Origin of the sequence: Zunongwangia sp. SCSIO 43204 (assembly GCF_019904275.1) — a bacterium.
GTDB classification, from domain to species: Bacteria; Bacteroidota; Bacteroidia; order Flavobacteriales; family Flavobacteriaceae; genus Zunongwangia; species Zunongwangia mangrovi.
The window spans coordinates 895,482-914,913 of the sequence record NZ_CP063204.1 but is presented as its reverse complement, the minus strand read 5'-3'; the positions used below and the strand labels follow the sequence as shown (position 1 = coordinate 914,913).

Genomic DNA, 19,432 nt, shown 5'->3' with positions numbered 1-19,432 from the left:
ATTTAGAGGTAAGAGAAAGTCGTAATATTGTAGGTATGCAACTAAAGAATGCGAACATACTGGTTATAGACGACGATCCCGACGTGTTAACAGCGTTGCGGATCATGCTGAAATCTTTGGCAAATAAAGTAGTGACCGAAAAGAATCCTAATAATATCACTTCACTTTTAGAGCAGGAAAAATTTGATGTGATCATTCTTGATATGAATTTTAACGGAGTCGTAAATACGGGCAACGAAGGGATTTTTTGGCTCAATAAAATTAAACAGATCGATAAAAAGGTAGATGTTATTCTAATTACCGCTTATGCCGATATCGATTTGGCTATTAGGTCTCTTAAAAAGGGAGCTTCAGATTTTTTGGTGAAACCCTGGAAGAACCAAAAAATGATTGAAGCCTTAAAGTCTCTGGTTGAAAAAAAGTCGGTAAAACCTCAAATATCGAGACCTACTGCTGCCGGAAATAAAATTATCGGCGAAAGTGAAGAAATGCAGCTGGTTTTTGAAAAATTGAAAAAAGTTGCACCAACAGATGCCAATGTTTTGATTTTGGGTGAAAACGGAACAGGTAAAGATTTGGTGGCACGGGCGATTCACGATCAATCTCTACGGAAAAACAAGCCATTTGTAAAAGTAGATGTAGGTGCACTAACGGAAAGTTTATTTGAAAGTGAACTTTTTGGATATAAAAAAGGAGCCTTTACCGATGCGCGTGAAGATCGTAAAGGTAGATTTGAAGCGGCTAATGGAGGAACACTTTTTTTAGATGAAATAGGGAATATTAGTTTACGCCAGCAGGCAAGACTGCTTACTGTTTTACAAAATAGAACAATTACTCCGCTGGGTTCTAACGAAAGTATTCCAATCGATATTCGATTAATTTGCGCTACAAATTTAGAATTGAGTGATTTGGCCGATGAAAATACTTTTAGAAAAGATCTAATTTATCGCATTAACACCGTAGATCTTACGGTACCGCCACTCCGCGAACGTGGAACCGATATTACTTTATTAAGCCGATATTTTACAGATATGTATGCTGAAAAATATTTTAAAGGGCCATTTTCTTTTGATAAAGAATTCTTTAGTAAACTGAAATCACATTCTTTTCCCGGGAATGTTCGGGAGCTTCAGTATGTGTTAGAACGTGCAGTTATTATGTCCGATGGTGATACGCTTGCTGCGGAAGATTTGGTGTTTTCAGGATTAGAAAAATCGTTATCAACTTCAACCGGAATTCAGGAAACAAATCTCGAAACCGTAGAGAAGCAAACCATCCTGAAGGTGATCGAGAAAAATAAGGGGAATATTTCTAAATCGGCTAAAGAATTAGGAATTACCAGGGCAGCTTTATATCGCAGACTGAATAAATATGACTTATAAAAAATACAGTTTAGGCCTTTTGCTAAGATTGGTGATTTTAACGGGGTCTTTAACTGCCGTTGCTTTTGGTATAAGTCTGCATCAAATGGCCTTGATCATTGTAGGAGCGATCCTGGGAATAGTGACTTTTTATAACTTGTATAAATTTATAACCCGTCGTTTTGTGGCGATGGACGATTTTTTTGAATCGGTTAAATACAATGATTTTTCCAGACGCTTTGTAAGCAAAGGAGCGCCTGAAGATTTGTCTCGACTTCACGAAGGTTTCAATTTGATCAATGATAAAATTCGGGAGATCAACTCGAATAAGGAAGCACAGTATCTTTACCTTCAGAAAATCTTAGAAATGGTAGATGTCGGCATCATTTCTTATAATCAAAAGACTGGCGACGTGCTTTGGGCAAACGAGGCGATCAAGAAAACGCTGAGTATTCCTTCCTTTAAAAATATTAAGTTTCTTAAAAGCCGAAAACCAGAATTATTCGAGACTATTTTTGAAATGAGTCATCTTACCGGAAGTTCTATAAGCATCAAAGTAAATGGCGAAAAGCTAAAAGTATTGGTTTCTGAAACGGTTTTTTATGAAAATGAACATTCCTTTAAGATCATTTTACTTCAAAATATAGATGAAACCTTAAATCAAAATGAATCTGAAGCCTGGAAAAAGTTATTGAGTGTAATGACACATGAAATTATGAATTCTATCGCTCCAATTTCGTCGCTTGCCGATACTTTGCAATATCAGGTCACTGAAAACCTTAAGAATCCTGAAGAAAATACGTTAGATATTTCAGATCTAAATGAAGCGATAGGAAGTATTAAAAAACGAAGCGAAGGTTTGATGAAATTTGCTAAAACCTATCGTAGTTTAAATAAGGTCACTCATATAAACCGAAATAATGTTTTTGTTGAAGATCTTTTTGCTTCTATTGAACGACTAATGCGACCGTCTTTAGCTTCTAAGAATGTCGATCTATATTTCGAGCTTTCCAATCTACAATTACAGGTTAAGATCGATAGTTATCTTATCGAGCAGGTGCTTATTAATCTCATCGTGAACGCAAGAGATGCTTTGCAGGGTATCGAAAACCCAGAAATTTATGTAAAAGCAAAAGCAACTACAGATGGTTACACTGTTATTAAAGTAATCGATAATGGAAATGGAATTCCGCAGGAAATTCAGGAAACCATATTTGTTCCGTTCTTCACAACCAAAAAGAACGGCAGCGGAATTGGGCTGAGTTTATGCAAGCAAATTATGATGTTGCATAAGGGGAAAATTCAGATTCATACCGAAGAAAATAAAGGCACGGCAATAAGTCTTTTATTTTGAATCGATTTATCACCAAAATTAAAAGAAGTAAGATCCGTATATATCAATTTGAATGTAATCATATTCCGACTACCAGCTTAAGAATGTCATACGAAATCGAAATAGTTTGTTTTAGGCGATAAATATTGAGCATTGGACGAAAAAATACGTCTAAATCGTTGATATTAGATATTTTTGCACAAAATAAAACCTTAAGGTGGGATTTACGTTAATTTATTGAAGTGTAGTTTTATATTATCTCATTTCGAATTAAATTGCGTTGTAGGAATAGCTTTATGAAGAAGAGATTTTTAATATTTACTTTATTTATTTTCAGTTCTTTGAACTATTCAGTTTTTGCACAAAAAGAAGAGCTGCCGCCGCCAGTAATGTCTTCTGCAAATGCCCCACCGCCACCAGTACCACCAGGATTACCAATAAATGATCATATCTGGATTTTAATTTTGATAGGTGTTTTTATTGGAGCTTATTATTTCAGAAACAGACTTTTAAGATAATTCGGTAATTCTCTTTACATATTTCCCTATTACATCAAACTCAAGGTTTACTATAGTTCCTTTTTCAATTTTCTTAAAAATGGTGTTTTCAAACGTATAAGGAATGATCGCAACAGAAAATGAATTGCGTTCAGAATTAACCACGGTAAGACTTACGCCACTTATTGTTACAGAGCCTTTTTCAATAGTGATATTATTCAATTTAGGATCATATTCAAAAGTGAATTCCCAACTACCATCAATGTCCTTAATATCAATACATTTTGCAGTTTGATCTACATGTCCCTGTACTATATGCCCGTCGAGGCGATCACCAAGTTTCATTCCTCTTTCAAGATTCACAAGATCACCTATAGAAAGACTCTCTAAATTGGTTTTGTTTAAAGTTTCCTGAATTGCAGTAACCATATAGCTGTGCTCTTTTATGGAAACAACAGTTAAGCAAACACCATTATGCGAAACACTCTGGTCAATTTTAAGTTCGGGTGTCATTTTGGCCTCAACTTCGATATGAAGATTAGTACCTTCTTTTATAAGATTCTTTATTTTTCCTACCTCTTCTACGATACCGGTGAACATGGATTCTATAATATTGGTTACATTTGTTATGTAAAAGTAAAATATATATTCGAAGGAAGTATGAAACATCCTAAAAAGATAAAAGTAGGAATTAGTATTGGAGATTTAAATGGTATTGGGAGCGAGATCGTACTAAAGACTTTTGACGATTCCAGAATGTTGGACTTTTGTACTCCTGTTATTTTTGCATCTACGAAGATCATTACATTTTTAAAGAAAAGATATAAGCTTGCAATTAACTTTCAGGGTGTCGATAGTGCCGAACATGCTATAGATGGTAAGGTAAATATCGTTAATGTTTGGAAAGAAAGTGTAACGATCAATTTTGGAGAGGAAGATCCAAAAGTTGGTGCATACGCCTTTAAATCTTTAGAAGCTGCAACTGAAGCTTTAAAGAAAGATGATATCGATGCTTTGGTAACTGCACCGATCAATAAGCACACTATTCAGTCTGATAAATTTAATTTCCCAGGACATACCGATTATTTAGCGCAGCAATTAAGAGGCGAAAGTCTCATGTTTATGATTACCGATAATCTAAAAGTAGGATTATTTACAGATCATGTTGCTTTAAAGGATATCGCCAGCGTAATCACGCCCGACTTAATTAAAAAGAAAATAGCGATTATTCAGCATACTTTAAGACAGGATTTCAGAATTCAGAAACCAAAAATTGCGGTTTTAGGGATAAATCCTCATAGTGGTGATAATGGTGTAATTGGGAAGGAAGACGAAGAAATTCTGAAACCTACGCTTAATGAAATACGTGAGAGTGGTGAGTTGGTTTTTGGTCCATTTTCAGCAGATAGTTTCTTTGGTTCTAAGAATTACAAAAATTTTGACGCTGTGATCGCCTCGTATCACGACCAGGGATTAATACCATTTAAAACCTTGTCTTTTGGAAACGGAGTGAATTTTACAGCTGGCTTAAGTAAGGTTAGAACTTCTCCAGATCATGGTACGGCGTTTGAAATTGCCGGAACAAACTCTGCAGATATTAATTCTTTTAAAGAAGCTGTGTTTAAGGCAATTGATATATTTAAATGCAGAGAAGAGTATAAAAAACTTACAGAGAATCCGTTAAAAAAACAGGGTAAAAAGATATAAACAAAAAATTGTTTATAAAAAGCTTTTAGTTAATTTAATTTTTTATCTTTGCAGCCGCCTTTGTAAAAGGGCGAAAACTCAAAACTGAGGAGGAAATGAGGAAAATGAAAGCCTATACGATCCCTTTTGTGGGGTTAAAGCTTGGGAAGCACCAGTTTGAGTACGAGATTGACAATGAGTTCTTTGAGCATTTTGAGTACGAAGAGTTTAATAGTGTAGATGTAAAGATCGACCTGTTATTCGAAAAGAAAACTACCATGATGGAGCTAACTTTTGAGGCTTCTGGAACGGTAAATGTAAATTGTGATATCACAAACGAACCATACGATCAGCCAATAGAAAGCAGTTTGTATTTGGTTATTAAGTTTGGGGAAGAGTTTAACGACGACAATGAAGATTTACTGATTATTCCCCATGGAGAGTTTGAAATTAACGTACAACAATATATTTACGAACTTATTGTACTTGCAGTACCAGCAAAGAAAGTTCATCCTGGAGTAGAAGACGGAACGTTAAAATCTGACGTATTGGATAAACTGGAAGAACTAAGCTTAGGCAATAAGAATAAAGAAAAGAAAGATGGGGACGATATAGATCCCCGATGGGATAAATTAAAAAATTTACTAAACGATTAAATAATAGTAAGCCATGGCACATCCAAAGAGAAAGATATCTAAAACCAGAAGGGATAAGAGAAGAACTCATTACAAAGCAACTGCACCGCAAATTGGTACAGATCCTACAACTGGTGAGGCGCATTTATATCACAGAGCTCACTGGCACGAAGGTAAATTATATTACCGTGGTCAGGTGTTAATTGATAACACTGAAGAAATAGAAGCTTAATTTTGATTAGGGCTTCAAAAAAATATATAGAAACTCTCACAACGTGGGAGTTTTTTGTTTTTAGTTGATTAAGTCCCAAAAAGACCTTAATTTGCACCCCTGTTTACAGAAATTTTAGTACATTTCTCAAATTGTTTGTACACTAACCAGCTGCAAACAAGGTGTATAAATTCAATTCTATGAATAAAATCACAGCAGCCATAACAGCTGTAGGTGGCTATGTGCCAGAAGATGTGTTGACCAACAAAATGTTGGAGGAGATGGTAGAAACCAATGACGAATGGATTACTACCAGAACTGGAATTAAGGAAAGAAGAATTTTAAAAGATCCCAATAAAGGAACTTCATATTTAGGGATTCAGGCAGCTAAGGACCTTATTAATAAAACTGGTCTCGATCCTAAAGAGATCGATATGGTGATTCTTGCTTCTGCAACACCAGATATGCCAGTAGCAGCAACAGGAGTTCACGTAGCTTCAGAAATTGGAGCTATTAATGCTTTTTCTTACGATTTACAAGCTGCTTGTTCTGGATTTTTATATGCAATGTCTACAGGTGCTGCCTATATAGAATCTGGTCGATACAAAAAAGTTTTAGTGATAGGAGCAGATAAAATGTCTTCTATTATTGATTATACAGATCGTACAACCTGTATAATTTTTGGAGATGGTGCCGGTGCGGTTTTAATGGAACCAAATGAAGAGGGTTACGGTCTTCAGGACGAGATTTTACGAAGCGATTCTATTGGTAGAGATTCTTTAAGAATCGAAGCAGGAGGCTCTCTTTTACCGCCTTCAGAAGAAACTATAGCGAAAAAATTACATTACGTAAAGCAAGATGGGAAAACAGTATTTAAATATGCTGTTTCTAATATGTCTGGTGTAAGTGCTCAAATCATGGAGCGTAATAATTTAACTAACGAAGATGTAGATTGGTTAATCGCTCATCAGGCAAATAAAAGAATTATCGGTGCGACGGCCAGTAGAATGGGAGTAGAAGACGAAAAAGTATTAATGAATATCGAGAGATATGGTAATACAACTTCTGCAACTTTACCTTTATTACTTAGTGATTACGAGAAGAAATTTAAAAAAGGAGATAATCTAATATTTGCTTCATTTGGAGGTGGTTTCACTTGGGGAGCTACGTATCTAAAATGGGCTTATAATTCTTAAATAACACCCTTATTATTATGGATTTAAAAGAAATTCAGAATTTAATAAAGTTTGTTGCCAAGTCTGGTGCCAGTGAGGTAAAACTGGAGACCGGTGATGTGAAGATCACGATTAGAACAGGCTCAGACGAAAAAGAAACCACAGTTGTGCAACAAGTGCCAATGGGTGGACAGGTACAACCGCAAATGCCGGTACAACCACAAGCACCTGCTCCTGCTGCTGCACCACAAGAAAGTGCTGCCCCAGCAAAGGAAGAGGCTAAACCAGCTGAAGATGACTCTAAATATGTTACTGTAAAATCTCCTATCATAGGAACTTTTTACCGTAAACCTTCACCAGATAAACCTGTATTTGCAGAAGTAGGTGATGCTATTAAAGAAGGAGATGTTCTGTGTGTGATAGAGGCAATGAAACTTTTCAACGAGATCGAAAGTGAAGTTTCTGGTAAGATCGTAAAAGTATTGGTAGACGATTCGTCTCCGGTAGAATTTGATCAGCCTTTATTCTTAGTAGACCCTTCTTAATTCTTGCCAATTTTTGTACAGAGATTTTTCTCTGTAAATAAAAACCACAGGTATGTTTAAAAAAATATTAATTGCCAATAGGGGAGAGATCGCAATGCGTATTATCCGTACTTGTAAAGAGATGGGGATAAAAACGGTGGCGGTTTATTCTACTGCAGATGCAGAAAGTCTTCATGTAAGATTTGCAGATGAAGCAGTATGTATAGGTCCTCCTCAAAGTAATTTGTCTTATTTAAAGATCGCGAATATCATATCGGCAGCAGAAATAACTAATGCTGATGCTATTCACCCGGGATACGGTTTCCTTTCAGAAAATGCTAAATTCTCCAAGATCTGTGAAGAGCATGATATTAAATTTATCGGTGCCTCTGCAGAAATGATTAGCAAAATGGGGGATAAGGCGACTGCAAAAGCAACGATGAAAGCTGCTGGTGTCCCTTGTGTTCCTGGATCTGAAGGGATCTTAGAAGATTTCGAAGAGTGCCAAAAATTAGCTAAAGAAATAGGTTTTCCTGTAATGCTTAAAGCTACCGCCGGTGGTGGTGGTAAAGGAATGCGTGCTGTTTGGAAAGAAGAAAATCTTCAGGCAGCCTGGGATTCTGCACGTCAGGAAGCCGGTGCCGCTTTTGGAAACGACGGGATGTATATGGAGAAGCTTATTGAAGAGCCTCGCCATATCGAAATTCAGGTTATTGGTGATCAAACAGGTAAAGCCTGTCACCTTTCAGAAAGAGACTGTTCAGTACAACGTCGCCATCAAAAATTAACCGAGGAAACTCCTTCTCCATTCATGACGCCAAAGTTGCGTAAGCAAATGGGAGAAGCCGCAGTAAAAGCAGCAGAATTCATTAAATATGAAGGTGCTGGTACAGTAGAGTTCTTAGTTGATAAACATCGTAAGTTCTACTTTATGGAAATGAATACTCGTATCCAGGTAGAGCATCCAATTACAGAGCAGGTTATCGATTACGATCTTATTCGTGAGCAGATTTTAGTGGCAGCAGGAATTCCAATTTCAGGAAAAAACTACGAACCACAATTACATTCTATCGAATGTCGTATTAATGCTGAAGATCCTTATAATAACTTTAGGCCATCACCGGGAAGAATCGAAAATCTTCACGCACCGGGAGGTCACGGAGTTCGTATCGATACCCATGTGTATAGTGGATATATAATTCCGCCGCACTACGATTCGATGATCGCTAAATTGATCACCACGGCACAAACCCGTGAAGAAGCGATCAATAAAATGAAGCGCGCTTTGGATGAATTTATTATCGAAGGAATTAAAACTACGATTCCCTTCCATCGCCAGTTGATGGACGATCCAAGATATGTTGCTGGTAATTACACCACCGCATTTATGGACGATTTTAAAATGAATGCACCGGAAGAATAATCAATATCGATTTTCTATAAAATTAAGCCTCGTTTTTACGAGGCTTTTTTTGTGACCATGTTTCAGGGACTTTCTTAATCTATTCAGAAATTTTAGTCACTTTGCTTGAATTACTGCTGAAATTATAAAACTTTATGTAATTTCAGATTATAAATTTTAAGGATGAATTTTTCGTATTGGGAGCAAAAAAGCTGGCTGTCTGATGTCGATTTTGTAATCGTGGGGAGCGGTATTACAGGTTTAAATTGTGCACTTCAACTGCATAAAGATTATCCGGGCTCTAATATTCTAATTCTTGAAAAAGGACTTTTACCAGAGGGAGCCAGTACAAAAAATGCCGGTTTTGCCTGTTTTGGAAGCCTTTCTGAGATATTAGAAGATCTAATAACATTACCAGAAGAAGAGGTTGTCGCTTTAATTCAGAAACGATTAAACGGATTAAAGTTACTTCGGAAGAATTTAGGCGATGAAGAAATTGGATTTAAAAATCATGGTGGTTACGAGATATTCTTAGAAAAAGACAAAGCGCTTTTTGAAAAATGTCTTGCTGAAATGCCCCATATTAACCAATTGCTTCAGGAAGTTTTTGAAACCGACTGTTTTATGCTTTCTGAAAATAATTTCGGCTTTAAAAATATTACTGAAAAACTCATTTTTAGTCCGTTTGAATCACAGATCGATACCGGGAAGATGATGAGTGAATTATTGCGAAAAATTTATAAAAAGGGTATCCGAATTTTGAATAATATTGCCGTCCAAAATTTTGAAGATTTGGGCAATAAAGTGATCGTTAAAACATCGAATTTCGAGTTGGAATGTAGAAAGTTATTTATTGCCACAAATGGTTTTGCTTCTAAATTTGGGATTAGTGAAGTAAAGCCGGCAAGAGCTCAGGTTTTGGTGACAAAGCCTATCGAAAACCTTCAGATCAAGGGAACGTTTCATTTAGAAAGGGGATTTTATTATTTCAGAAATATTAATAATAGAATTTTATTTGGAGGTGGAAGAAATTTAGATGTAAAAGGAGAAGAAACAACCCAATTTGGGCAAACAGAAGTGATTCAGCAAAAATTAGAAGAGCTGTTGAAAGCAACGATTTTGCCCAATCAGGAATTCGAGATCGACCAGCGATGGAGCGGAATTATGGGAATGGGCAAAAATAAAAAACCTGAAATTGGTCGATTATCGGCTAATGTTTTTTATGGTGTAAAATTAGGCGGAATGGGAATCGCCATAGGAAGTTTGATAGGAAAAGAACTGGCAAAAATTAGCGAATGATAAAAAAAATACTTCGATTTATAGCAAAACTTATAGGGTGGTTCTTTCTAATTACCTTTTTCCTGGTGCTTATTTTCAAATGGCTTCATTTACCATTTACGCCCTTAATGGCAATTCGATATTTCGAGCATCCAGACGAAGAAATAAAACATGATTGGGTGCCGATAGAAGAAATTTCGAAAAACCTACAGCTGGCAGTAATTTGTAGCGAAGATCAGAATTTTGAAAATCATAGCGGTTTTGATATTGAAGCCATTCAGAAAGCCATAGAAAATAACAAAAAAGGAAAGCGAGTACGCGGTGCCAGTACCATTTCGCAACAAACTGCAAAAAATGCTTTTTTATGGCCCGGCAGGAACTATGTGCGTAAAGGCCTTGAAGCTTATTTTACATTTTTGATGGAACTATTATGGAGCAAAGAACGCATTCTCGAAGTTTACTTAAATAGTATCGAAATGGGGAAAGGTGTTTACGGGGCGCAGGCCGCTGCAAAAAGCTGGTTCGGGAAAGATGCTGTAAATTTAAGTCCAAATGATGCTGCGGCAATTGCTGCAATTTTACCAAATCCGCGAGAATACAGAGCGAATCCTGCCAGTAATTACATAGGTCAGCGAAAAAGTTGGATCACCCAGCAGATGAAATATTACGGAGAATTCGACTTAGATAAAACAAGAAAAATAAAAGAATAATACCTAGATTTTGACGACAAAAGAACATTTATATACCATGTGTGAGGAATATGTTGAATCTCGCATTCAGCGTATTTTAAAATCCTTAAAAAGCATTGAAGAGGATATGGAAAATGAGGGAAAAAGCAGTGCGGGTGATAAATATGAAACCAGCCGTGAAATGATGAGCGAAGAATGGAACAAATTATCCAATCAATTAAAAGAATTTAAACAACAGAAAGATACATTGACATTAGCAAAAAACAGAGAAGCCTCTAAACATGCGCAATTAGGTTGCCTGGTTAAGACTTCGGCTTCAAATTATTTTATTAGTATTCCTGCAGGTAAAATGGAGTTAGACCACGAGGTTTATTACGCTGTTGGTGCGAACTCACCAGTTGCAAGATTGTTAATGGGAAAGACTGAAGCTGAGGAATTTGAATTCAACGGGATTAAAAATAAAATTTTAAGTGTTGAATAATTATTTCTTACGCTTCTCGATTAGTGGTTTTGAGATCACAAAATATACGGGAGCACCGCTAGGGATAGCCGAGCGATGTTCAGCAAAAACGGTTTTTCCGTTAAGATCGGCTTCAATTAAATAATTATTTCCTTTAAAATATGAGTCGATCACAGTGGCTTTAATTGGTGATTTTCGGCTCACTTTTAGTTCTTCAGGATAAAGAATGATCTTTTTGCTAGAGGTCTCTTCCTGAACGATATCTTTTAGCATCACTTCATTAACATCGCCAAACAAAGAGGCAACATACTTGTTTGGCGGATTATTATATAATTCTTCAGGACTTGCTTTTGCATAGATTTTATGATCTTTTAAAACCATAGTGGTATCGGCAAATGATAGCGCGTCGGTAATATCGTGTGTGGCGATTATACAGGTAATATTTTGCTCTTTTAGATATTTAAAAACTTTACGTCGCAGATTATTTTTTCTGAAATGATCAATATGGCTAAATGGTTCGTCCAGCAATACCATTTCTGGTTCTTTAGCGAGGGCACGAGCAAGTGCTACACGTTGCTGTTGGCCACCACTTAAAAGTTTGGTTTTTTTATCGGCCATATCTTCCATTTCTACCACTTCCAATAATTCCTGAATCCTTTTTTTCTTCTTTACGGGATACATGTTGCTAAGGTATTTCCCTACATTATCCGCAACACTTAGCGGAAGCATAAGATCAAAATCCTGCGCCAGGTATTTAATAAAATCTTCACCGGGCACCAAATTAAACTTAGGGCCAAGTAATTCTTCTTCTCCCCAAAAGATTTTCCCATCGGTATGCAGTAATCCATAAATAAGCTGAAGTAAAGTACTTTTTCCGCAACCACTTTCCCCGATAATCGAGATGTTTTCACCACGATTTGCGGTTAAATTGATATTATCTAAAACCTGTTCTTCATTCTCGTAAGCAAAGGATACGTTTTCTAACTTCAGCATAATTGGTGTCGTTTTAGGAAGGTTGAAGATACCCAAATTTGAAAGTTTTGGAAATAAAAAACCCGCCAGATTTTATCGAATATTAAACCTGGCGGGATATTTTTTTAATTCTTATTGCTTTTTGGGCAAGTAAGATTTCTGTCATTCCGTCCCGATAGCTATCGGGAGGCACAGAATCATTTATTGAATTTTAAAAGCATGATGAGATCCTGAATCAAGCCCGCCTGCTGGCCGGGCAGGTTCAGGATGACTTACTTTATTGTGATTCATAATCTAATCCTTCAATTCTGTATTTTCACTTGGGAGCTTTTCAAAGCCCATATTGTATAAAGTGAAACCAAAAATATCAGCATATTCTTCAATGATCATGCTGGTTGGTTTCCCGGCACCGTGACCGGCTTTGGTTTCAATTCTAATAAGCACAGGTGCATCACCAGCTTGTTTTTCCTGTAACTCGGCTGCAAACTTAAAAGAATGCGCAGGCACCACACGATCATCATGATCTCCTGTAGTCACTAAAGTTGCAGGATATTCGGTTCCTTTTTTTACATTGTGAACCGGCGAATAATCGTAGATATAGTTAAACATCTCTTTACTATCTTTAGAAGTTCCGTAGTCATACGCCCAACCTGCTCCGGCTGTAAAAGTATGGTAACGTAACATGTCCATAACGCCTACTGCAGGCAAAGCTACCTTCATTAGATCTGGTCGTTGCGTCATTGTTGCACCAACTAATAATCCGCCATTAGAACCACCTCTAATCGCTAAATAGTCTTTAGATGTATATTTATTTTCAATTAAATATTCGGCTGCAGCGATAAAATCGTCAAATACATTTTGCTTTTGCATTTTAGTACCCGCATCATGCCATGCGCGACCATACTCGCCACCACCACGTAGGTTTGGAACGGCATATACTCCGCCTTGCTCTAACCAAACCGCATTTGCGGTGCTAAAAGATGGCGTTAAACTAATGTTGAATCCGCCGTAACCGTATAAAATTGTTGGGTTTTTACCATCAAGCTCAATTCCTTTTTTAGCGGTAATGATCATTGGGATTTTTGTACCGTCTTTAGATTTATAGAAAACCTGTCGACTTTCGTAATCCTCTGGGTTAAAGTTGATGTTTGGTTTATTGTAAACTTCAGAAGTTCCTTCTTCGATATCATATTTATAAATAGTACCCGGAGTCACGTAATTTGTAAACGAATAATACAGAGTATCAGCGTCTTTTTTTGCGCCAAAACCACCGGCTGAGCCTAATCCCGGTAATTCGATTTCACGAACCAGTTTCCCGTCGTAATCGTATTGTTTTACCTGCGAAACAGCATCTACCATATATTCTGTAAAGAAATAACCGCCACCAGTAGATGGACTAAGTACATTTTCGGTTTCTGGAATAAAATCTTTCCAGTTTTCTGGAGATGGATTTGCAGCATCTACGGTTACAATTCGTTGGTTTGGGGCATCAAGATTAGTAACGATATAAAGTTTGCTTCCTTCGTTTTCGATCACATAAGTATCAGTGTCTTCGTTGCCGATAATCGTTTTTAATTCAGGATTATTTTGGGTGAGATCCATCATAAAAAGTTTCCCTCCAGATGTCGAATTTCGGGCAGAGATAAACAAATATTTATTGTCTTCACTTACGCTACCACCTACATAACGATGCTTTTGCTCTGGTGTGCCTCCAAAGATCATTTTATCTTCAGATTGTGGCGTACCAATTTTGTGATAGAATAAACGATGTTGATCTGTTTTTGCTGAAAGTTCGCTTCCTTCAGGTTTTTCGTAGCTAGAATAATAGAAACCTTCGTTACCTTTCCAGGAAATACCACTGAATTTGATATCTTTCAACGTATCTTCTGTAACTTCTTTAGTTTCAGCATCTAAAACGATCACTTTTCTCCAATCGCTACCACCTTCAGAAATACTATAAGCGGCCATTTTTCCGTTTTCAGAAAAACTTAATCCGCTTAAAGAAGTGGTTCCGTCTTCGCTAAATTTATTTGGATCTAAAAATAATTCAGCCTCATCATTTTCATTTTTACGGCGATAGATCACATATTGGTTTTGTAAACCGTCGTTTTTAGAGAAATAAGTGTAATCTCCCTCTTTGTAAGGCGCACCTATTTTCTCGTAATTCCATATTTCAGAAAGACGTTTTTTTAAGTCTTCTTTAAAAGGGATCTTATCTAAATATCCAAAAGTAACTTTGTTTTCAGCCTTTACCCATTCTTCGGTTTCAGCACTACGATCGTCTTCTAACCAGCGGTAAGGATCTTTAACTTTAGTGCCAAAATAATCGGTTACGGTATCTACCTTTTTGGTTTCGGGATAGTTTAAATTCAAAGCTGTGTCTTTTTCTTTTTTTGTTTCTTCAGAATCTTTACAGGAAGCCAGCGCGGCAAGGGTAAAGACTCCTATGATCATTTTTTTCATCGTGTGAGGTTTTAAGGAGAGCTTAAATTTATAAATAAAAAACGAGGTTGCTGAAAACAACAACCTCGTAAATATATTCTGAAAGGAAAATAAACTTAAACCAGTTTGTTTTCCATTAAGTATTCTGCGATTTGAACAGCGTTCGTTGCAGCTCCTTTTCTTAAGTTATCTGCCACCACCCAAAGGTTTAGTGAATTTGGCTGTGAATAATCACGACGAATTCTTCCTACAAACACATCATTTTTACCTTCAGCATAAATTGGCATTGGGTAGGTATTAGTATCTGGATTGTCCTGAACGGTAACACCAGGGAAATCGTTTAAAATTTTACGAACATCACTTTCTTCAAAATCATTTACAAACTCCAGGTTCACAGATTCACTGTGTCCACCAACAACCGGAATACGAATTGCTGTAGCGGTTACTGAAACTGAATCGTCTCCTAAGATCTTTTTCGTTTCGTTAGTCAGTTTCATTTCTTCTTTGGTATATCCATTATCCTGAAAAACATCACAATGTGGTAGAGCATTACGGTGAATTGGGTATGGATAAGCCATTTCTCCTTCTTTTTCTTCGTATTCGTTTTCTAACTGCTGTACCGCTTTAACTCCGGTGCCGGTGATCGATTGGTACGTAGAAACTATCGCACGTTTTATAGTGTATTTGTCATGAAGTGGTTTTAAAGCCATTAATAACTGAATCGTAGAACAGTTAGGATTAGCGATAATCTTGTCTTCCTTTGTTAATTCTGAAGCGTTAATTTCTGGGATTACCAGTTTTTTGGTAGGATCCATTCTCCATGCTGAAGAATTATCTACAACCGTAGTTCCATTTTCAGCAAATTTTGGAGCCCATTCTAAAGAAGTTCCTCCACCGGCAGAAAAAATAGCGATCTCTGGTTTGGCAGCAACAGCATCAGCAAGGCTAATAATAGTATATTCTTTATCCTTATAAGTTACTTTCTTTCCAACCGATTTTTCTGATGCAACCGGTAATAATTCGGTTATAGGAAAATCTCTTTCGGCTAGTACTTTTAACATAACCTGCCCTACCATTCCGGTAGCGCCAACAACTGCTACTTTCATTATTAATTAATTTTATCTGCTTTGGCAGATGGTTTTAGAATTTTAAATTAAGTTTCGTTACAAATGTATTATACCTGTTAGGATCTATCGATCTTATAACTTCTTTTTTTGAGATAAAATTATCTTTTTAAACGTATTTGTGATATTTGTTAAAAAAAGACCCCTCTGTATTAGAGGGGTTTAATTATACATATTGCTACTTAGAATGTGCAGTATAGCGGTGCACGTATTTTTAAAGCGCTACGATGTTATGTCGCAGAACCATTTTGTTTCTTCAATTCGTCCCTTATTTGGGCTAGGAGTTCCTCTTGAGTTGGCCCTTTTGGAGCTGCAACAGGTTTTGGATCTTCTTTTTTCTTTGTCTTTTCGTATGCTCTTAAGAACAAAAATATAAATAATGCGACAATTAGAAAATTGATAATGGCCTGAATTAGATTACCATAAGTAATTACTGCGGCTTTAGCTTCTTGTGCTTCTGCCAGGCTGGCGTAAGATTCGCCATTTAAAGCAATAAATTTTCTTGTAAAATCGGTTCCGCCGGTAAGCACCCCGATAATTGGGGTAATAACATCTTTTACAACAGAGTCTATGATGGTCTTAAAGGCAGCGCCAATAACTACAGCAGTAGCTAAAGCCACAATATCACCTTTCATTATAAACTTCTTAAATTCTGAATACAAACTCATAAAAAAGGATTTGATGGTTAATAGAATTTATAATATTACATAAAAATCGAATAGATTTTTAATCAATTATAAGTCTTTTAACTCTCTGGGAGATAGAGGTAATAAGCTCGTAGGAGATCGTACCAGCTTTATTTGCAAATTTTTCAGCGCTTCTTTCCTTACCAAAAATAATTACTTCGTCACCTTCTTTACAATCTATATCTGTAACATCTACCATCAACATATCCATACATACATTTCCTATAATTGGGGCTTCTTTCCCGGCAATTAAGACAGCCGTTTTTTGCTTTCCGTAAAGTCTGCTTATTCCATCGGCATGGCCAATAGGTAAAGTTGCGGTTATGGTATCTCTTTTAGCAACAAAACCACGATTATATCCAACACTTTCTTCAGCTTTAATATGGTGAATTTGTGAGATAATAGTTTTTAACGTGCCTACAGGTTTTAGCATCTTATCCTGTTCGGCAGAGTTACCGTAGCCATAAAGTCCTATTCCTGTGCGCACCATATCGAAAGCAGCTTCAGGATAATTTAAGATTCCAGAGGTATTACATAGGTGGCGTAAGATCTTATGATCAAAAGCTGCAATGATCTTTTCTGAAGTTCGCTTGAATTTCTCTATTTGTGAATGGCTAAATTCTTTTTCATTAAGGTCTTCACTGGCGCCTAGATGAGAATAGATTCCTACCAGTTTTATTGCTGAAGTTTTCCTGAAAATCGAAATAACATCATCAATTTCTTCAACCGAAAAACCTAAGCGATTTAAGCCAGTATTAATATTAATGTGCACTGGATAATCCAGTAGCTTTAGTTCTTCAGCAGTTTTAATAAATTCGGTTAAAATATGTTTGCTGTACAGACTTGGCGTAAGGCAATTATCGATCACTAATTGGAAGTTATGCGTTTGCGGATGCAATACCATCACTGGTTTTTGAATGCCACCTGTTCTTAAGCTCACACCTTCCTGGGTATAAGCTACCGCAAAATAATCGATGCCAGAATTCTCTAATCTTGATGCAATGGCAACCGAGTCGCTTCCGTAAGCAAAAGCTTTTACTACCGCCATCATTTTAGTAGAAGTAGCAATTTTAGAACGTAAATACCGGTAATTATGTTCTAAAGAAGTTAGGTCTATTTCTAGAACAGTTTCCTGTGCTTTAGGCATTTTTTTCTTTTAAGTTAGGCTTTATCACCTCGGCATCATTCACATTCATTCGTCTAACTTTCTCTTGGTTCATTGCTTTATAATATGCAGCCCTGCTTAAAGGTTCGTATTCTTCGGTCTCCCCAAGAAAAACCAGATCATCGCTTACTGCTTTTCGATAACTATACTGGGCAAGATTTCCCGTACGGGTGCAAACCGCATGTACTTTAGTTACATATTCTGCCGTTGCCATAAGATTAGGCATAGGGCCAAAAGGATTTCCTTTAAAATCCATATCCAAACCTGCTACAACAACACGAATTCCCCTGTTGGCAAGATCATTACAAACCCTTACGATCTCATCATCAAAAAACTGCGCTTCATCAATGCCAACCACATCACAACCATCGGCTAATAGTCGAATATTAGAAGCAGATGGTACTGGTGTGGATCTAATCTCGTTAGAATCGTGAGAAACGACCATTTCTTCGTCATATCGCGTATCGATAGCCGGTTTAAAGATTTCTACATTTTGTTTGGCAAATTGAGCTCGTTTAAGGCGACGTATAAGTTCCTCAGTCTTTCCAGAGAACATACTACCGCAAATAACCTCTATCCAGCCAAATTGCTCTTCGTGATTTACTGTATTTTCGAGAAACATTTTGTAATTTTCAGATCGAAATGGGAAATAACCTCTTTTGTATAAAGGTGGAACAAATTTATTAAAAATCCAACCCTGTACACAGGGCTAATCATTAAAGTTATGAAGAAGACGATAGAAGCTGAATTGAAAAAGCTGGCGCAAAAGATATTAGATGGGGATGCAGAGAAGCAAATCGATCAGCTAAAGCAAGAGGCTAAAGTTCTTTATGAAAAACTTACCATATTACAATTTACATACGCTAATTTAGAAGAAGAAAAGCCAGAAGCAAAACCAGCCTTGCAAGCTGTTAGTTATGCCGAAGATACTTACGCACCTTCTAAACCGCAGCCTTCCAGAACGCAATCGCAAACAACCTATAAAGAAGGTAAATACTACGTGCCAGATGGAACCGAGTTTAATGATAGTGATGCGATAACCGAACCTAATACTGAAAAGATTAAAGATATCGTGGCGCAAATGCCACCAGAAACAGAAGGTTTAGATCGATTAATGGATGCGCTTAATGAAGACTGGTCTAAAGTGAAGCCTGAACTGGAAAAGCCAGAACAAAGCTGGCCACAGCAAACCAAACAAAAACCTGCGCCCGAGCAACCAGAAGAGCCAAAATCTGAAGAACCAGAATCTGCCGAGCCGGAAACGATAAAATCACCAGAGATTCCTGAAGAGCATTTTGCTGAGCCACCAATCTTTGAGCCGAAAAAAACTGAGCCGGAGGCAGAACCAGAAGCTAAGAAGGATCCAGAACCAACAACAGAGCCAGAACAACCAAAAGAGGAGAACAAACCCGTAGAAACCGAAGAATCAACTAAGCCGGAAGAAAAGCCTGGTAAAGATTTTAGACAAATAGGGGTAGATTATGATAATCTTCCAGATTTTGAGCCTCTAAATAATCGCCCAAACGAACAACGACCACGTTCTGTAAACGATCGCTTAAAAAGCGGAATCAGCATTGGGCTAAACGATCGTCTGGCCTATATAAAACATTTATTTGCCGGAAATGCATCAGATTATAATCGTGTGCTTTCGCAGTTAAACACCTTTAGCGATTTTAGTGAAGCTTATAAATTCATTCAGTTAGTGGTAAAACCAGATTATAACAACTGGGAAGGAAAAGAGCAGTACGAAGATCGATTTGTAGAAGTTATCGCTAATAAATTTCAATAACAT

Annotated in this window: 20 protein-coding genes; 13 read left to right on the top strand and 7 right to left on the bottom strand. The window is 36.9% G+C overall.

Features of this window, described 5'->3' with window-relative positions; genetic code table 11:
- Positions 1–35: 35 nt before the first annotated feature.
- From INR75_RS04105 to INR75_RS04095, 3 genes are all read left to right on the top strand, one after another.
- Positions 36–1,382, top strand: a complete 1,347-nt coding sequence (locus INR75_RS04105; protein ID WP_223090883.1) for a sigma-54 dependent transcriptional regulator — start codon at positions 36–38, stop codon at positions 1,380–1,382.
- Complete coding sequence (locus INR75_RS04100; RefSeq protein ID WP_223090882.1) at positions 1,372–2,715, top strand: PAS domain-containing sensor histidine kinase; 1,344 nt, start codon at positions 1,372–1,374, stop codon at positions 2,713–2,715. The genes INR75_RS04105 and INR75_RS04100 overlap by 11 nt, the downstream gene beginning before the upstream one ends.
- 275 nt (positions 2,716–2,990) lie before the next feature.
- Positions 2,991–3,212, top strand: a complete 222-nt coding sequence (locus INR75_RS04095) for a hypothetical protein (protein ID WP_223090881.1) — start codon at positions 2,991–2,993, stop codon at positions 3,210–3,212.
- On the opposite strand, the gene INR75_RS04090 is transcribed toward INR75_RS04095, so the two are convergent.
- Entirely contained in the window at positions 3,204–3,791 is a 588-nt protein-coding gene (locus tag INR75_RS04090) for a riboflavin synthase (RefSeq protein WP_223090880.1), read from the bottom strand. The two genes, INR75_RS04095 and INR75_RS04090, sit on opposite strands and share 9 nt — an antisense overlap.
- 60 nt (positions 3,792–3,851) lie before the next feature.
- On the opposite strand from INR75_RS04090, the gene pdxA reads away from it, so the two are divergent.
- From pdxA to INR75_RS04045, 9 genes are all read left to right on the top strand, one after another.
- Positions 3,852–4,898, top strand: coding sequence for a 4-hydroxythreonine-4-phosphate dehydrogenase PdxA (gene pdxA / locus INR75_RS04085; RefSeq protein WP_223090879.1), 1,047 nt, complete (start codon positions 3,852–3,854; stop codon positions 4,896–4,898).
- Between the two features lie 95 nt (positions 4,899–4,993).
- Positions 4,994–5,533, top strand: a complete 540-nt coding sequence (locus INR75_RS04080) for a DUF177 domain-containing protein (RefSeq protein WP_223090878.1) — start codon at positions 4,994–4,996, stop codon at positions 5,531–5,533.
- Between the two features lie 13 nt (positions 5,534–5,546).
- Positions 5,547–5,744, top strand: a complete 198-nt coding sequence (rpmF, locus tag INR75_RS04075; protein ID WP_084842267.1) for a 50S ribosomal protein L32 — start codon at positions 5,547–5,549, stop codon at positions 5,742–5,744.
- Positions 5,745–5,923: 179 nt separating this feature from the next.
- Complete coding sequence (locus tag INR75_RS04070) at positions 5,924–6,919, top strand: beta-ketoacyl-ACP synthase III (RefSeq protein WP_223090877.1); 996 nt, start codon at positions 5,924–5,926, stop codon at positions 6,917–6,919.
- A 17-nt stretch (positions 6,920–6,936) separates the two neighbouring features.
- Positions 6,937–7,443 carry an acetyl-CoA carboxylase biotin carboxyl carrier protein gene (gene accB, locus INR75_RS04065; protein ID WP_092539741.1) on the top strand — a complete coding sequence of 169 codons (507 nt, stop codon included), beginning with the start codon at positions 6,937–6,939 and terminating at the stop codon, positions 7,441–7,443.
- Between the two features lie 52 nt (positions 7,444–7,495).
- On the top strand, positions 7,496–8,845 hold the full coding sequence (accC, locus tag INR75_RS04060) for an acetyl-CoA carboxylase biotin carboxylase subunit (protein WP_223090876.1): 1,350 nt from the start codon (positions 7,496–7,498) through the stop codon (positions 8,843–8,845).
- Between the two features lie 162 nt (positions 8,846–9,007).
- Positions 9,008–10,123, top strand: a complete 1,116-nt coding sequence (locus INR75_RS04055; RefSeq protein WP_223090875.1) for an FAD-binding oxidoreductase — start codon at positions 9,008–9,010, stop codon at positions 10,121–10,123.
- Positions 10,120–10,812 carry a monofunctional biosynthetic peptidoglycan transglycosylase gene (gene mtgA / locus INR75_RS04050; RefSeq protein ID WP_223090874.1) on the top strand — a complete coding sequence of 231 codons (693 nt, stop codon included), beginning with the start codon at positions 10,120–10,122 and terminating at the stop codon, positions 10,810–10,812. The genes INR75_RS04055 and mtgA overlap by 4 nt, the downstream gene beginning before the upstream one ends.
- A gap of 10 nt (positions 10,813–10,822) precedes the next feature.
- Positions 10,823–11,272, top strand: coding sequence for a transcription elongation factor (locus INR75_RS04045; RefSeq protein WP_255584636.1), 450 nt, complete (start codon positions 10,823–10,825; stop codon positions 11,270–11,272).
- Here INR75_RS04045 and INR75_RS04040 read toward each other — a convergent pair whose 3' ends face one another.
- The 6 genes from INR75_RS04040 to INR75_RS04015 all read right to left on the bottom strand — a co-directional run bounded on the left by INR75_RS04040 (position 11,273) and on the right by INR75_RS04015 (position 18,262).
- Positions 11,273–12,244, bottom strand: a complete 972-nt coding sequence (locus INR75_RS04040) for an ABC transporter ATP-binding protein (RefSeq protein ID WP_223090873.1) — start codon at positions 12,242–12,244, stop codon at positions 11,273–11,275. It abuts the gene before it with no gap.
- 273 nt (positions 12,245–12,517) lie between these two features.
- Complete coding sequence (locus INR75_RS04035; protein ID WP_223090872.1) at positions 12,518–14,686, bottom strand: prolyl oligopeptidase family protein; 2,169 nt, start codon at positions 14,684–14,686, stop codon at positions 12,518–12,520.
- Between the two features lie 95 nt (positions 14,687–14,781).
- Positions 14,782–15,771 carry an aspartate-semialdehyde dehydrogenase gene (locus INR75_RS04030; RefSeq protein WP_223090871.1) on the bottom strand — a complete coding sequence of 330 codons (990 nt, stop codon included), beginning with the start codon at positions 15,769–15,771 and terminating at the stop codon, positions 14,782–14,784.
- Positions 15,772–16,019: 248 nt separating this feature from the next.
- The gene (gene mscL / locus INR75_RS04025; protein ID WP_304956789.1) at positions 16,020–16,457 is read right to left on the bottom strand and encodes a large conductance mechanosensitive channel protein MscL; all 438 of its coding nucleotides are present in this window, start codon (positions 16,455–16,457) and stop codon (positions 16,020–16,022) included.
- A gap of 58 nt (positions 16,458–16,515) precedes the next feature.
- The gene (alr, locus tag INR75_RS04020; protein WP_223090870.1) at positions 16,516–17,622 is read right to left on the bottom strand and encodes an alanine racemase; all 1,107 of its coding nucleotides are present in this window, start codon (positions 17,620–17,622) and stop codon (positions 16,516–16,518) included.
- Positions 17,615–18,262: a thymidine kinase gene (locus tag INR75_RS04015; protein ID WP_223090869.1), complete on the bottom strand. Its 648-nt coding sequence runs from the start codon at positions 18,260–18,262 to the stop codon at positions 17,615–17,617. Before INR75_RS04015 ends, alr begins: the two co-directional genes overlap by 8 nt.
- A 102-nt stretch (positions 18,263–18,364) precedes the next feature.
- Here INR75_RS04015 and INR75_RS04010 point away from each other — a divergent pair, with 102 nt between their 5' ends.
- Positions 18,365–19,429, top strand: a complete 1,065-nt coding sequence (locus INR75_RS04010; RefSeq protein ID WP_223090868.1) for a hypothetical protein — start codon at positions 18,365–18,367, stop codon at positions 19,427–19,429.
- Positions 19,430–19,432: the final 3 nt, after the last annotated feature.

Excerpts from the sequence above, each read along its gene's own strand:
- INR75_RS04105 (WP_223090883.1), top strand. The coding sequence starts at position 36 with ATGCAACTAAAGAATGCGAACATACTGGTTATAGACGACGATCCCGAC.
- INR75_RS04100 (WP_223090882.1), top strand. The coding sequence starts at position 1,372 with ATGACTTATAAAAAATACAGTTTAGGCCTTTTGCTAAGATTGGTGATT.
- INR75_RS04095 (WP_223090881.1), top strand. The coding sequence starts at position 2,991 with ATGAAGAAGAGATTTTTAATATTTACTTTATTTATTTTCAGTTCTTTG.
- INR75_RS04090 (WP_223090880.1), bottom strand. The coding sequence starts at position 3,791 with ATGTTCACCGGTATCGTAGAAGAGGTAGGAAAAATAAAGAATCTTATA.
- pdxA (WP_223090879.1), top strand. The coding sequence starts at position 3,852 with ATGAAACATCCTAAAAAGATAAAAGTAGGAATTAGTATTGGAGATTTA.
- INR75_RS04080 (WP_223090878.1), top strand. The coding sequence starts at position 4,994 with ATGAGGAAAATGAAAGCCTATACGATCCCTTTTGTGGGGTTAAAGCTT.
- rpmF (WP_084842267.1), top strand. The coding sequence starts at position 5,547 with ATGGCACATCCAAAGAGAAAGATATCTAAAACCAGAAGGGATAAGAGA.
- INR75_RS04070 (WP_223090877.1), top strand. The coding sequence starts at position 5,924 with ATGAATAAAATCACAGCAGCCATAACAGCTGTAGGTGGCTATGTGCCA.
- accB (WP_092539741.1), top strand. The coding sequence starts at position 6,937 with ATGGATTTAAAAGAAATTCAGAATTTAATAAAGTTTGTTGCCAAGTCT.
- accC (WP_223090876.1), top strand. The coding sequence starts at position 7,496 with ATGTTTAAAAAAATATTAATTGCCAATAGGGGAGAGATCGCAATGCGT.
- INR75_RS04055 (WP_223090875.1), top strand. The coding sequence starts at position 9,008 with ATGAATTTTTCGTATTGGGAGCAAAAAAGCTGGCTGTCTGATGTCGAT.
- mtgA (WP_223090874.1), top strand. The coding sequence starts at position 10,120 with ATGATAAAAAAAATACTTCGATTTATAGCAAAACTTATAGGGTGGTTC.
- INR75_RS04040 (WP_223090873.1), bottom strand. The coding sequence starts at position 12,244 with ATGCTGAAGTTAGAAAACGTATCCTTTGCTTACGAGAATGAAGAACAG.
- INR75_RS04035 (WP_223090872.1), bottom strand. The coding sequence starts at position 14,686 with ATGAAAAAAATGATCATAGGAGTCTTTACCCTTGCCGCGCTGGCTTCC.
- INR75_RS04030 (WP_223090871.1), bottom strand. The coding sequence starts at position 15,771 with ATGAAAGTAGCAGTTGTTGGCGCTACCGGAATGGTAGGGCAGGTTATG.
- mscL (WP_304956789.1), bottom strand. The coding sequence starts at position 16,457 with ATGAGTTTGTATTCAGAATTTAAGAAGTTTATAATGAAAGGTGATATT.
- alr (WP_223090870.1), bottom strand. The coding sequence starts at position 17,622 with ATGCCTAAAGCACAGGAAACTGTTCTAGAAATAGACCTAACTTCTTTA.
- INR75_RS04015 (WP_223090869.1), bottom strand. The coding sequence starts at position 18,262 with ATGTTTCTCGAAAATACAGTAAATCACGAAGAGCAATTTGGCTGGATA.
- INR75_RS04010 (WP_223090868.1), top strand. The coding sequence starts at position 18,365 with ATGAAGAAGACGATAGAAGCTGAATTGAAAAAGCTGGCGCAAAAGATA.